We start from the raw sequence: 13,757 nt of genomic DNA on the forward strand, positions 1-13,757 counted from the left end.
AACCAGATGAACCGCCTCCTGAAGAACCGCGAAATCCTGCTGACCGTCATCATCGCCGCGATGATCGCCGGCTTCGCGACCCGCGCGCAGGGCTTCGCGTCTCCCAGCAATCTCGCCAACATCTTCAACGACACCTCGATCCTGATCATCCTGGCGCTCGGCCAGATGACGGTGATCCTGACCAAGTCGATCGATCTCTCTGTCGCCGCCAACCTTGCCTTCACCGGCATGGCGGTCGCCATGACCAATGCCGCCTATCCTGATCTGCCGCTGGCTCTGCTCATCGTCATGGCGGTCGGCATCGGGGCCTTCCTGGGTGCGATCAACGGCTACCTCGTCTGGGCGCTGCAGATCCCGCCGATCGTGGTGACGCTCGGAACGCTGACCATCTATCGCGGCATGGCCTTCGTGCTGTCGGGCGGCGGCTGGGTGAACGCCCACCAGATGGCGCCTTCCTTCCTGAATGTCCCGCGAATGCCGGTGCTCGGCCTGCCGATCCTCTCCTGGATCGCCATCCTCATCGTGCTCGGCGCCTGGTTCGTGCTGACCCGCCTGCCCTTCGGCCGGGCGGCCTATGCATCCGGCGGCAACCCGACTGCGGCGATCTATGCCGGCATCGATATCGGCTGGACCAAGTTTATTGCCTTCGTCGTTTCGGGCGCGCTCGCCGGCCTTTCCGGTTATCTCTGGGTGTCGCGTTACGCGGTCGCCTATGTGGACATCGCCGCCGGTTTCGAACTGGATACGGTCGCCGCCTGCGTCATCGGCGGCATCTCGATCGCCGGCGGCATCGGCTCGGTCGGCGGTGCGGTGCTCGGCGCCCTCTTCCTCGGCGTCATCAAGAACGCGCTGCCCGTCATCGGCATCTCGCCTTTCGCGCAGATGGCGATCTCAGGCATCGTCATCGTGCTCGCGGTCGCCTTCAACGCCCGCGCCGAACGCAAGGCCGGCCGCATCATCCTGCGCGATCGCGGTGCAAAGGAGGTGTCCGCATGACCGACATCGTTTCCTCGAAGCGGGTCATCCCCGATAGGCTCGGCAGCAAGACCTCGCGCCTCCTGGCGAGCTGGGAAGTACTGCTCTTCGGCGTCGCGGTGCTGATCTTCGTCTTCAATTCGTTCGCCTCGCCTTACTTTCTGAACGCCTGGAACCTCTCCGACGCCACCTTTAATTTCACCGAAAAGGCGATGATCGCCTTCGCCATGGCGCTGCTCGTCATTGCCGGCGAGATCGATCTGTCGGTGGCAGCGATCATCGCGCTCGCTTCGACCGCCATGGGCGCAGCAGCCCAGGCCGGCATCGGTACGCCGGGACTGGTGGCGATCGGCATCGGCACCGGACTTGTCTGCGGCGCCTTCAACGGCCTGCTCGTCGCCGGCCTCAGGCTGCCGTCGATCGTGGTGACGATCGGCACGATGAGCCTCTTTCGCGGCATTTCCTATATCGTGCTGGGCGACCAGGCCTATGGCAAATACCCGGAAAGCTTCGCTTTCTTCGGCCAAGGCTACGTGGCCTGGGTGTTTTCCTTCGAATTCGTGCTGTTCCTCGTCCTCGCCGCAGCCTTTGGCATCCTGCTGCACGCCACAAATTTCGGCCGGCAGGTCTATGTGATCGGCAACAACGAATTCGCGGCACGTTTCTCCGGCATTCCGGTGGAACGGGTGAAGTTCATCCTCTTCCTGCTGACCGGCGTGATGGCGGGCGTCGCATCCGTTTGCCTCACCTCGCGCCTCGGCTCGACCCGGCCTTCGATCGCGCAAGGGTGGGAACTGGAAGTCGTCACCATGGTCGTGCTCGGCGGCGTTTCCATTCTCGGCGGCGCGGGCACCATCGCCGGCGTCGTCATCGCGGCTTTCGTCATGGGCCTCGTCACCTTCGGGCTGGGGCTGCTCAACGTGCCCGGCATCGTCATGTCGATCTTCGTCGGCCTGCTGTTGATCATCACCATCGCCATCCCGATCATCGCCCGCCGCATCAAGGAAATGAGCCGATGACGCTCGAAAAGCACGCTTTCAAGATGAAGCTCAATCCGGGCATGGAAGCGGAATACCGCAGGCGCCACGACGAGATCTGGCCGGAGCTTGTCGACCTCCTCCACCAGGCCGGCGCCAGCGACTATTCCATCCATCTCGACCGCGACACCAACACGCTGTTCGGCGTGCTGACACGGCCTGCGGACCACACGATGGCGAACCTGCCGGAGCACCCGGTGATGAAGAAATGGTGGGCTTACATGGCCGACATCATGGAAACAAATCCGGACAATTCGCCGGTCCAGAGCGATCTGGTGACGGTCTTCCACCTGCCATGACGATGCCTGAAAAGATCGCCGTCCTCGATATCGGCAAGACCAATGCCAAGGTGGTCGTGCTCGACCGCGCGACCGGCGAGGAGATCGCCGAAAGGCGCGCGCCGAACCGGGTTCTGCCGGGTCCACCCTATCCGCATTACGATATCGACGTCCTGTGGACCTTCGTGCTCCAAGCGTTGTCCGATTTTGCCAAGCACCCCGGCTTCGACACGATCTCCATCACCACCCACGGCGCATCGGCGGTGCTTCTCGACGCCGAGGGCAAACTGGCGCTGCCGGTGCTCGATTACGAACACGAATATCCGGAAGACATCCGCCAGGCCTACCGGTTGATCCGCCCGAACTTTTCGGAAACCTTCTCCCCGGCCCTGTCAGGCGGGCTGAATGTCGGCGCGCAGCTTCACTACCAGAAGACTGCCTTTCCCGAAGCCTTTGCCAGCACGCGCAGCATCATCACCTACCCGCAATACTGGGCGTTCCGGCTGACCGGTGTTGCGGCGAACGAAGTCACCTCGCTCGGTTGCCATACGGACCTCTGGCGCCCGCGTGACGGCGCCTATTCCCCATTGGTGGATACGCTCGACATCCGTGATCTGATGGCGCCGGTCCGTTCGGCCTTTGACACGCTCGGTCCGCTTTTGCCGGATATCGCAGCCCGGATCGGCGTCACGACACCTATCTCCGTCCATTGCGGTATCCACGATTCCAACGCCTCGCTGCTGCCGCATCTGGTCGGACGCGAACCGCCCTTCGCGGTCGTCTCCACCGGCACCTGGGCCATCAATTTCGCGGTCGGTGGCGATCTCGACCATCTCGACCCGCAGCGCGACGCGCTTGCCAATGTCGATGCCTATGGCCGCGCCGTACCCTCGAGCCGATTCATGGGCGGCCGCGAATTCGAGATGCTGACGGTGGAACTCGGCGTCTTATCGCCGGAAGCGGCCCTTGCAGCCATTCCTGATGTCATTGAAAAAGGCCTGATGCTTCTGCCGAACGTTTCAGGCGGTTCCGGCCCCTTCCCAGGCCGCGAGCGGCAATGGGTCAACGACATAGAAGTCTCGGCAGGCCAACGCTGGGCGGCCGCCTGCCTCTACCTCGCGCTGATGACGGAGACCTGCCTCGATCTCATCGGCGCCGAGGGACCGGTTCTGGTCGAAGGCCCCTTCTCGGCCAACCCGGCCTATCTCCAGGCGCTCGCCGCACTGCTCGGCCGCGAGGTGATGGCACTTCCGGGCTCGACCGGCACAAGTCAGGGCGCAGCGCTTCTCGCAGGCATCTCGCCAGCATCCAAGCCCGGCCGCATCGTGCCTGCACCAAGCTGGAACATCGACGCCTATCGCACCGCCTGGCACGAAAGCCTGAGGCGCTGATCAGCCCACACTGGCCGGCCGGCGGTTGCGGCGAAGGCGCCGGCCCGTCTGCTCCTCGAGCGCATTTTCCAGAATGCCGAGCCGCCGCTCGGTAATCTCGGCGATCTGCGCCGGGTCGCCGGATTCGATCGCCTGCATCATGGTCTCGACCAGTTCGAGCGACAGCACGAGGTCGGCGCGGCTATGCAGCGTCCTGTGCCGCATCGGCTCCACCCATTGCAGCAGCAGTTCCATCAGTTCCAACACGAGGCCGTTTCGGGTCGCCCGCGCCAGGGCGAGGTCGAAGCGCATCGACGCGATGATGATCGAGCTGATATGCTCGGGGCTGCTTTTGGTCACCTCCGGCGGCGGCAGCGAATCCCGGCCGAACCGGATCGCCTCCCGCATTCGATCGAAATCCGCATCCTCGGCATATTGCGAAGCGATCTGCGCCACCCAGGGCAGGATCAGCCGGCGCACCTCGATCGCCTCGTCGATGTCGCCCGGCCGCATGTCCGGTCTCGGCACGATAATGTCGAGCGGCACGATCTCGCTGCTGACGAACGTGCCGCCGCCGGCGCCCGGCCTGACGGTCAGAATATCGGCCTCGACCAGCAGCTTCACCGCTTCACGCACCGTCGGACGGCTCACCTGCATCTGTTCGGCGATGCTGCGTTCGGACGGAAGGCGCGAACCGAGCCGGAAAAACCCGGCCCTGATGGCGTCGGCAAGCCGGCGCGCGACCTCTTCGTTCGGAAGCAGCACTTTGACGGGCTGAAAATGTCGATCCACCAGCACCTCCTCCCCCCCTCAGACAGAAAGCACTTTGCCGGTATTCAGAATGTTGTTGGGATCGAGCGCCAGCTTGATACGCGCCATCAACGCCAGTTCCTCCGGGGTTCGCGACAGCTTGAGATAGGGCTTCTTCAGGAGGCCGATCCCGTGTTCGGCGGAAATCGTGCCGCCTTCACGGGCAATCGAGCCGAAGACAAGTTCGGTGATCTCCTTATGAGGCTGGTCGTTGCCGGCGGACGGGATGTTGCAGACGAGATGCAGGTTGCTGTCGCCGATATGGCCGTAGCTGAGCGCGATCGCATCCGGCCAGCGAGCCTTCATCGCCGCTTCGATCTCGTCGACCACCCGGCCGGCGGCGCTGGTCGGCAGGCCGACGTCGAAGGCGGTCAGCGGCCCCATCAGCTTGCCGTATTCCGACACGCTTTCGCGCACCGCCCAGAGATCCTTCGTCTCGCGCTCCGAGGACGGCAGAACCGCATCGGAAACCCAGCCGGCTTCGAGTGCATTGGACAGCACCTGCTCCAGCAGCGCCCGGTTCTCATCCGCGTTGCGCCCGCCGGTTTCGATCAGCACATAGATTCCGTGCGGCTCCTTGAAGGCGCGGCGTAGGTCCGGCAGTTTTCCCGTCATGAAGTCGTAGAAGCTCGGCCACATCACCTCGAACGAGGTCAGCGCCGATCCCATGCCCTGGCGGGCGCTCTTCAGCAGCTCCAGAAGTGAGGGGAAATCCGGGCAGCCGCAGAAGGCGCTGGCGAGTTCCGCTGGCTTCGCCTGCAGACGCAGCACGGCGCGGGTGATGACGCCGAGCGTGCCTTCCGAACCGATGAACAGTTGCTTCAGGTCGTAACCGGCATTGTTCTTCAGCATCTTGTTCAGCGACTTGACGATCGTGCCGTCCGGCAGCACCACTTCGAGGCCGAGCACATGTTCGCGCGCCATGCCGAACCGGATGACACGATTGCCGCCGGCATTGGTGGCGAGGTTGCCGCCGATGACGCAGGAATCCCGGGCGCCGAGATCTAGCCCGAAGAGCAGCCCCGCCTCTTCCGCCTTCGCCTGGATGACACTCAGCGGCGTGCCTGCCAAAACCGTCATCGTCGCCATCACCGTATCGACTTCCTCGATGCCGTTCATGCGGTCGAGCGACAGCGCCACACCATTCTCGATCGGCCGCGCGCCACCGGCAAGACCGGTCAAACCGCCCTGCGGCACCACCGGCACCTTGAACTCGTTGCAGAGGCGCAGCGTCACCGAGACCTGTTCCGTGGTGCGCGGCCGCACCAGCGCAAGCGGCACGACCGGCGAAAGGCCGCCCCAATCGTTATGGAAGCGAACCGGGATGTCCTCCCCGAAAAAGACGTCGGGGCCGAGTTCGCGCATCAGCGCCTGGATGAATTCTTGTGTCATGAGAAGCCGCACCTAGGATACCATTGGATAAAGGTAAGCTTAACTGCCACATTCGGTAAAGCAAGTGTACCTATGGGCTTTTTCGCAGGAGGGTTTGGCGCGAGCGCCTCCGCCATCGAATGCTTCGGGGGACGGCGCCTATTCGATGATGAGCACAGCTCGGAGAGCCTCTCGACAAGACCTACAAAGGGATGGGATGCGGTTTAGCGAAATGGCAGGCGGCGAGGTGACCGCTGGCGGTTTCCAAAAGCGGTGGACGTTCCGCCCTGCAAATCGGCTGGGCGATGGGACAGCGGGTATGGAAGCTGCAGCCGGTCGGAACATTGGCCGGGCTCGGCACATCGCCCTTCAGTATGATCCGGGACTTCCGCGTTTCCGGGTCGGGCTCCGGCACCGCTGAGAGAAGCGCCTGGGTGTAAGGATGGCTCGGGAAATCGTAGATCCGCTTTTTAGGCCCGATTTCAACGATCCGACCAAGATACATGACGGCGACGCGATCCGCGATATGGCGCACGACCGAGAGATCGTGGGCGATGAAGAGGTAGGAGAAACCGCGGCTTTTCTGCAGGCCCTGCATCAGGTTGACGATCTGGGCCTGCACCGAGACGTCGAGCGCGGATACGGGCTCGTCGGCAACGATGAACTGTGGATCGACCGCAATGGCGCGAGCGATCCCTATACGCTGCCGCTGGCCTCCGGAGAACTGGCGCGGATACCGGTCCATGAAGGTCGGCGACAGCCCCACCTGGATCATCAGTTCGGCGACACGATCGCGACGCTGCTTCCTCGATTGGACCAGCCCGAAAATTTCCAGGGGTTCGGCAATGATCTTCGCAACCGAGCGCCGCGGGCTGAGCGACCCGTAGGGGTCCTGGAAGATCATCTGCACGCGCGCCCGCATCTGGCGCATGTCATTGGAACTGAGACGCAGGATATCCACGCCGTCGATAGCGATTTCGCCTTCGCTTGCATCTATCAGCCGCAGCAGAAGCCGCCCGAGGGTGGATTTTCCGCAGCCGGATTCCCCCACCAGTGCCAGCGTCTCGCCGCGCTTGACCTCGAAGGAAGCGCCGTCGACCGCCCTCACACTCGGCTGGGAGCGGCCGAACACCAGGCCTCCCGCTTCCGAAAAGGTCTTGCCCACGTCTCTGACCACGACGAGGTCATCTCCGGTCACAGCAATATTCATGACGTCGCCCCCGCCGAGACCCAACAGGCCGCCTTCTGTTGCGGTGTGATTTCAAGGAGAGGCGGTGTCTCCCGCGCGCATTTGTCGATGCGATCGGGACAGCGCGGGAAGAACGGACAGCCTTGCTTGATCGTGCCGGGCAAGGGCACCATGCCGGGGATCTGGTAAAGACGCGTATTCTCGTCCTTCAACCGCGGGATCGATTGCAGCAGGCCCCGCGTATAGGGATGTTTCGGGCTGCGGAAGATCGTCTTGACGTCCGCATCCTCGACCACCTTGCCCGCATACATGACGATCACCCGCTCGCAGATATCGGCGATGACACCGAGATCGTGCGAGATCAACAGGATGGTGGTGTTCAGGGTGCGGCGGATCTTGTGCATCAGCTCGAGCACCTGCGCCTGGATGGTGACGTCGAGCGCGGTCGTCGGTTCGTCGGCGATCAGGAGCTTCGGGTTGCAGGCGACCGCCATGGCGATCATCACCCGCTGGCGCATGCCGCCGGAGAACTGGTGCGGATAGGCGCCGAGCCGGCGCTCCGGATCGGGAATGCCGACCAGCTTCAGCAGCTCGATAACGCGCTGGCGCCGCTCCTCGCGGCCCATCTTCTGATGCAGCTTGATCGCCTCGCCGATCTGGTCGCCGATCGTCATTACCGGATTGAGCGAACTCATCGGCTCCTGGAAGATCATCGCGATATCGCGGCCGCGGATTTCCGGCATCCTGGAGCGCGGCAGGCCAAGCAGATCGACGCCCTCGAACAGGATCCGCCCCGTGGCGATGCGGCCGGGAGGACTGGGGATCAGCCCCATCACCGCAAGCGAGGTCATCGATTTGCCGGAGCCGGACTCGCCGACGATGCCGACCGCGGCGCCGGCGTCGATGGTGAAGCTGACACCTTCCACCACACGCACCGCCGTACCCTTCGGGCCGAACTCGATCGAGAGATCCTCCACTTTCAGCAAGGGACCGGGATGAACGGAGGCAACCGGCTGCTGCCTGGAAGGCGAGGGAGCAACCGTCATCGCGTCGTCTCCGGATCGAGGACATCGCGCACCGCGTCGCCCATGAGGTTGAACGACAGCACGACGCAGGTAATCGCAAAACCCGCCGCGATGATCGGCCATGGCGATCCGAACAGGTTGTTCAGCCCGTCGCGGATGATATTGCCCCAGCTCGGATTGGGTGCCCGGGTGCCGATGCCGAGGAAACTCAGCGACGCTTCCAGCCGGATGGCGGACGCGACCCAGAGCGTCATCAGCACCAGGATCGGCGCTGCGATATTCGGGATGACGTGCCGGATGATGATCGTCGGCGTGCGAAGGCCGACCGCAACCGCGGCTTCGATGTAAGGCTCCTGCTTGACTGCGAGCGTCGAGGCGCGCGCCACCCGCGCAAAGCCCGGTATGAAGGCGACGGTGATGACCGCAATGATGTTCCAGAAGGCCCCGCCGAGCACCGCTGCGATCATGATCGCCAGGAGCAGTTCCGGGAAAGCCAGAAGAAGATCGACGACCCGGCTGATCACCCGGTCGATGACACCGCCGAAATAGCCGGCCGTCACCCCGAGTATGGTTCCGAAAAAGGCTGCCAGGGCAGGCGAGATCAGCCCGAACAGCAGCGAATTGCGCGACCCGTGGATCATCCGGGACAGCACGTCCCGGCCGAACTGGTCGGTGCCGAGCCAATGCGCCCAGGACGGCTGCTTGTTGATCGACAGGATGCTTTGCGCCAGCGGATCGTAGGGAGCGAGCCAAGGCGCCAGGATCGCGACCAGAAGAAAAATCACCACGACGAAAAAGGCAAACATCGTCGAGGCCTGGCCGAACAGCATGTCCTTCAGCAGCGCTGTCCTGCCGGGTTCCGGCGCGATCGCATGTTCGATGTCGTCGGATGCGGGCAGGGTTCCGACGGAGCCTGGGAGTATTGTCATTACTTCACCCGAATTCGTGGATCGATGACGACATAGAGGAGGTCCATCATCAGGTTGACGAAGACCACCATCAGCGCGAAGACCACCACTCCGCCCTGGATGACGCCGTAGTCTCTTTCGGTAATCGACTGGATGAGCAGGCGGCCGATGCCGGGGCGATTGAAGACCAGTTCCACCGCGACGGATCCCGACAGGGTTGCCAGCAGGCTCAATCCCATGCCGGTCGCAAGCGGCAGCAGGGCGTTGCGCAGCGCATGGCGGTAGATGACGCGGTTTTCTCGCGCTCCCTTGGCGCGGGCGGTTCGCACATAGTCCTTGCCGAGAACCTCAAGCACGGAGGTTCTCGTCAGGCGCCCGATGAAAGCAGCCTTGACCAGCGCCAGCGTCAACGCCGGCAGGAAGAGGTGGTGGAGGATATCGAAAAACCCGCTACCGGCCCCGTTGATCGGAAACCATCTGAGGTTCAGCGCAAAGCCGATCAGAAACAGCGCGCCCAGATAAAAATCCGGAACCGCATAGCCCACCAGAGAAAAGATCCGCATGCCGGAATCCGGCAGCTTCCCCCGCTTGACGGCCGCGAGCACCCCGAACGGTATGCCGATCACGGTGCCGAGGATCATCGCCGCCACCGTGAGCTGGATAGTGTAGGGCAGATTGCGGGCGATGAGATCGAGGACAGGCGCGCCGTTCATGTAGGACTTGCCGAAATCGAGCGTCAGCGTGCCGATCAGGAAGTTGAAATATTGCTGCCAGATCGGGACGTTCAGTCCCATTTTCTCCCGGAACTCGGCAAGCTGCTCCGGGAGAGCACCGTCTCCCAGAGCAGCGATTGCCGGGTCACCCGGGAGGATACGCATGGCGATGAACACGAGCGTCAGGACCAACCATATGGTCGGTATCGCGTCGGCTAGCCTGTAAAGCATGTACCTGCCCATTGGCCTGTCACCCGTGCTTTGAAGCCGTCAGGCTTTTTTCGTGGCGCGATGGAAACGCCAACGGGCGTAACCGCTCTTGACCTTGTAGCCCATGTCCAGCCGCGCATTGCGGGCGACGGTGAAGGACAGGGTGGAAAGCCCGATCAGGGGCAGGTCGCGCAGCGCCTGCAGCTCGATCTGCTTGCAGGTGTCGACATAGGTCTTGTAGTCGGTCGCCATCAACGCCTTGTCGAGCAGCGCGTCGATCCCCGGCATCGCGGCCCCGTAATGGCTGTAGTTGCCGCCGCCCTTGCCGTCGGATTTCACTTCCGATTTCGACGAAAGCTGCTGGAAATAGAGCTGCGTCGGGATCGGCGGATAGCTCGACGAATGCATGGCGAGCGTGTTCTTGTCGCTGCGATTGTCGGCGTGATAGGCCGTGTGGTCGCCGATCTTCAGGTTCATGCGCAATCCGACGGCCCGGAGCTGTTCCTGCACGATCAGCATGGTCGAGGAATAGTCCTCGCGCTGGCTGCAATTGCTGTCGAAATCGAAGCCGTTCGGAAAACCCGCCTCGGCGAGCAGCGCCTTGGCCTTCTTCGGATCGTACTTGTACTGCAGTTCGGGCGGCAGGTCGGCGGTCTTGAAACCGGCGGGGAAGAAATCCGGCTGCAAACCAGCCATGAAACCACCCATCGGCTTCAGGGCATCGGCGACCGCCTGCCGATCGATCGCATACATCACCGCCTGGCGAACTTTCAGGTTGCCGAAAGGCTTGCGGGTCAGGTTGATGTGCAGCGTGTTGAAGGATCCCGGTATCGTCATGTCGAACTGCAGGGTCGGATCGCGCTGCAGCATCGAATCCACCCAGCCGGGCGCCCGCACCGCCTCGATCAGATCGACGTCGCCGGAAAGGAGCGCCAGCGTCCGGGCCGTGGTATCGGCAATATAGACGCATTCCACGCCGGCGATCTTGGCCTTCTGGCCCCAGTAACCCTCATGGCGTTTCATCGCCGTGCCCCATTCGGCGTCGAAACGGGTGAGCTCGTAAGGCCCGGTGCCGACCGCGTCGGTCATGAACTTTTCGGCGCCGATCTTGTCGAAGGCCTTCTTGGAGACGATCGACGTATTGTTGGAAAAGCCCGTCGTGCCGAGGAAATTCACGTCCGGAGACTTGAGCTGAACCGCAACCTCGTAGGGACCCTTGGCGACCACGTCGGCGACATTCGCCATGATCGTCTTGTTGGTGCCGTCGGTGATTGCCCGCTTGAAGGAAAAAACCACGTCGTCCGACGTCATCTCGCCGTAACCCTTGTGGAACTGGACACCTTGGCGAAGCTTGAACGTCCAGGTTTTCGCATCAGGCGATGCGGACCATTCGGTGGCCAGCGTCGGCACGTACTTGTCCGGCGTCGTAGCGAAATCACCGTCTTCGGGGCGCACCAGCTGTTCGTAGATCTGTTCGGTGGCCCAGTTGTCGGAGCCCTGCGTCGTCTGGTTCGGATCGCTGGTGCGCGGCCCGTTGGCGGCAATGCCGATCCGCACCACGCCGGCGCTCGACGCTGCGCGGGCCGTACCCGCTCCCACGACACTCAGAGCCGTCGCCGCAGCGGCGAACTCCAGGAATTCTCTTCTGTTCACGTTCATCATCTCCTCCCAAAGACAAGTTACGTTCGCCGCTTGTCCAACTCGGCATCCTTGATCATGAGGCCCAGCCCCGGGCCTCCCGGCACCTTGAACTTGCCGTTTTCAGGCTTTGGCGGGTTCTCGAAGGCCACGTGCATCCGTGTCGACGGATCTGCGAATTCGGCCGGTTTGGTATTGTGCATCAGCGTCGCCAGCACCTGCAGGTTGGCGATGTGAGCGATCGTCGGCTGGGTCTGATGGGGGACGAGTTCGACGCCGTGCGCAAAGCAGATCGCGGCGCATTGCATCAGGCCGGTAATGCCACCCATCTTGATGATGTCGGGCTGCACCATCCGCACGCCGGCATTGATCATGTCGACTACCGCCTGCGTGGTGTAGGTTTGCTCGGCCGCCGAGACGGTGATATCGAGCCGCTGCGCCACTTCTCCCATGGCGCGAACGTTGTAGTGCTGTACCGGCTCCTCGAACCAGATGTAGCCGAGCTCCTCCAAAGCCCGGCCGACCCGGATCGCACCGCCGACCGAATATTGATTGTTGGCATCGAAGGCGAGCGGGAAGTCGTCGCCGACCAGCTTGCGCACCGCCTTCGCCTTGGCGATATCTCCGGGGATGTCGTAATCCTGCCGGGTGCGGTCGCCGTCCCAGCGGATCTTGATCGCCGCCGGCGTTTCCGACTTCCAGCGTGCTTCGACCACCTTGACAGTCTCGTCCACGGTACGGCCGGCATTGCCGCCGATCGAGGAATAAAAGGGAAGTTCGGTGCGCCAGGCGCCGCCGAGCAGCTTGTAGATCGGCTGGTTGAAGACCTTGCCCCGGATGTCCCAGAGCGCGATATCAAGGGCCGCCAACGCCCCGGTGACCGCTCCCTCCGGACCGAGCTTCACGTATTTATGCAGGAGCTTATCATAGAGCACTGCGTGATCGAGCGCATCGGCACCGGTGAGCGACGGCGCGAAATCCCTGACGACGCCGAGGGAATGCTCGCCGCCCATCATCGGGGATGCCTCGCCGTAACCGACAATGCCCTCCACCGTCGTCACCCGCACGATGGCGCTTCGGCGCCCCGGCGGCTCGTTCGGCTCCCACATGACCTGAAAAGCTTCGACTGATTTGATCGTCGTCGGCACTGGCACGATTAGGTATCCACAAACCTGGAAAAAGATTGCCCCAAGGGGCCGCGAAAACCCGCCATAGCGGGAGCCGGCACGCTAGGCGCTAAACGCTCGCGTCTCTGACATCCTCGAAATCCTCCCTCTTCTTATCGGGCACTTTGGAAGCGCTCCTTCCTCCAACCGAAGCATCACTCACTTTGCATCCGTATGCAAGCAACTTTGCCGTTAAATTTTGGACCGCCGCGAAAAGGCGCCACGCCGCCATCCTAAACGTTTTCGTAGCCGTAGATCTGGGTCCGCAAAAAGCGCGCCACGAGACATCCGTCGGCGCGAAGGAATTCCTCACTCTGGAAATAGTGCTTGCCGTTCCTGACCCAGGCGTCCCCTATTCTGCCCACCGTCGTCAGCCTCTGCCCCGGCCGAACGCAGGCAAAATGCTGCGCCTCGACAGCCGTCAGCACGATCGCGGACGGGAACCGGAAACTGTTGTGCGTATCGCCCATGGCGAGCCGCATCAGGCATCCCGGATGCACGATCCCGTCTCGCACATGCAGGACATGCTGCTCGTCGAAGGCAGAGAGGGATCGCATGAATTCCTCTTCGGTCAGCACCCTGTCGGCGCTCGCCAACGGCGTTCCGGGTTTCAACTGGCCGATCGAGACTGCCGGCGCCGGATCGGGACGCGGCAGCACCGCGAAGGCTGAAAGGTCCAGAACCGACGGCGACAGGTCCGGCAAACCGATCCAGCCGCTCGCAACCTCCTCGCCGTCCGTGTTTGTCACGACGATGGCGGATCTACGCATATCGGCATCGCCCGACAGCGCCGAGGCGCTGATCGTCAACCGGTCGCCATTGTAGACCGGGCGCCGGAAACTCGCGCCCATGCCGCCGCGCTCCAGCCAAGGGAGACCCCAGGCTTCCACCGCCACGCGGCCCATATGGCCATAAACGAAGGCGCCGGGAACCAGTGCCGCCTTGTAACCCCGCGCCCGCGCCACCGCGTCGTCGTGGATGCTGCCCTTGTATCGCGGGTCGTCGTCGAGGCGGATATCGACGACAAGGCTTCGCGGAAAGAGCGCTTCTGTCTCTGTTTTCATCGG

13 protein-coding genes are annotated in these 13,757 nt (G+C 62.9%); 4 read left to right on the forward strand and 9 right to left on the reverse strand.

What is annotated here, in order from left to right; all coding sequences use genetic code 11:
* The first annotated feature begins 6 nt into the window (after nt 1-6).
* Genes C5L10_RS22595 through C5L10_RS22610 form a run of 4 tightly spaced genes read left to right on the forward strand, consistent with a single transcriptional unit; the run spans nt 7 to nt 3,681 of the window.
* Nucleotides 7-996: an ABC transporter permease gene (locus tag C5L10_RS22595; protein ID WP_105431492.1), complete on the forward strand. Its 990-nt coding sequence runs from the start codon at nt 7-9 to the stop codon at nt 994-996.
* A complete protein-coding gene (locus C5L10_RS22600; protein ID WP_105431493.1) occupies nt 993-1,994 on the forward strand; it encodes an ABC transporter permease in 1,002 nt (333 codons plus the stop codon). Before C5L10_RS22595 ends, C5L10_RS22600 begins: the two co-directional genes overlap by 4 nt.
* Nucleotides 1,991-2,311: an L-rhamnose mutarotase gene (gene rhaM / locus C5L10_RS22605; RefSeq protein WP_105431494.1), complete on the forward strand. Its 321-nt coding sequence runs from the start codon at nt 1,991-1,993 to the stop codon at nt 2,309-2,311. Before C5L10_RS22600 ends, rhaM begins: the two co-directional genes overlap by 4 nt.
* The gene (locus C5L10_RS22610; RefSeq protein ID WP_105431495.1) at nt 2,308-3,681 is read left to right on the forward strand and encodes an FGGY-family carbohydrate kinase; all 1,374 of its coding nucleotides are present in this window, start codon (nt 2,308-2,310) and stop codon (nt 3,679-3,681) included. The genes rhaM and C5L10_RS22610 overlap by 4 nt, the downstream gene beginning before the upstream one ends.
* On the opposite strand, the gene C5L10_RS22615 is transcribed toward C5L10_RS22610, so the two are convergent.
* The 9 genes from C5L10_RS22615 to C5L10_RS22655 all read right to left on the reverse strand — a co-directional run bounded on the left by C5L10_RS22615 (nt 3,682) and on the right by C5L10_RS22655 (nt 13,754).
* Nucleotides 3,682-4,452: a FadR/GntR family transcriptional regulator gene (locus C5L10_RS22615; protein WP_172717121.1), complete on the reverse strand. Its 771-nt coding sequence runs from the start codon at nt 4,450-4,452 to the stop codon at nt 3,682-3,684. It abuts the gene before it with no gap.
* 18 nt (nt 4,453-4,470) lie between these two features.
* A complete protein-coding gene (locus C5L10_RS22620; protein ID WP_105431497.1) occupies nt 4,471-5,862 on the reverse strand; it encodes an FAD-binding oxidoreductase in 1,392 nt (463 codons plus the stop codon).
* Between the two features lie 181 nt (nt 5,863-6,043).
* Nucleotides 6,044-7,051 carry an ABC transporter ATP-binding protein gene (locus C5L10_RS22625; RefSeq protein WP_105431523.1) on the reverse strand — a complete coding sequence of 336 codons (1,008 nt, stop codon included), beginning with the start codon at nt 7,049-7,051 and terminating at the stop codon, nt 6,044-6,046.
* Complete coding sequence (locus C5L10_RS22630; protein ID WP_105431498.1) at nt 7,048-8,076, reverse strand: ABC transporter ATP-binding protein; 1,029 nt, start codon at nt 8,074-8,076, stop codon at nt 7,048-7,050. The genes C5L10_RS22625 and C5L10_RS22630 overlap by 4 nt, the downstream gene beginning before the upstream one ends.
* A complete protein-coding gene (locus C5L10_RS22635; protein ID WP_105431499.1) occupies nt 8,073-8,984 on the reverse strand; it encodes an ABC transporter permease in 912 nt (303 codons plus the stop codon). Before C5L10_RS22635 ends, C5L10_RS22630 begins: the two co-directional genes overlap by 4 nt.
* Nucleotides 8,984-9,907, reverse strand: a complete 924-nt coding sequence (locus tag C5L10_RS22640; protein ID WP_205412822.1) for an ABC transporter permease — start codon at nt 9,905-9,907, stop codon at nt 8,984-8,986. Before C5L10_RS22640 ends, C5L10_RS22635 begins: the two co-directional genes overlap by 1 nt.
* Before the next feature lie 39 nt (nt 9,908-9,946).
* A complete protein-coding gene (locus tag C5L10_RS22645; protein WP_172717122.1) occupies nt 9,947-11,539 on the reverse strand; it encodes an ABC transporter substrate-binding protein in 1,593 nt (530 codons plus the stop codon).
* Between the two features lie 26 nt (nt 11,540-11,565).
* Nucleotides 11,566-12,678 carry a mandelate racemase/muconate lactonizing enzyme family protein gene (locus tag C5L10_RS22650; RefSeq protein ID WP_172717123.1) on the reverse strand — a complete coding sequence of 371 codons (1,113 nt, stop codon included), beginning with the start codon at nt 12,676-12,678 and terminating at the stop codon, nt 11,566-11,568.
* Between the two features lie 245 nt (nt 12,679-12,923).
* Nucleotides 12,924-13,754: a MaoC family dehydratase gene (locus C5L10_RS22655; RefSeq protein ID WP_105431502.1), complete on the reverse strand. Its 831-nt coding sequence runs from the start codon at nt 13,752-13,754 to the stop codon at nt 12,924-12,926.
* Nucleotides 13,755-13,757 lie beyond the last annotated feature (3 nt).

Origin of the sequence: Neorhizobium sp. T6_25, assembly GCF_002968555.1 — a bacterium.
Taxonomy (GTDB): domain Bacteria; phylum Pseudomonadota; class Alphaproteobacteria; order Rhizobiales; family Rhizobiaceae; genus Neorhizobium.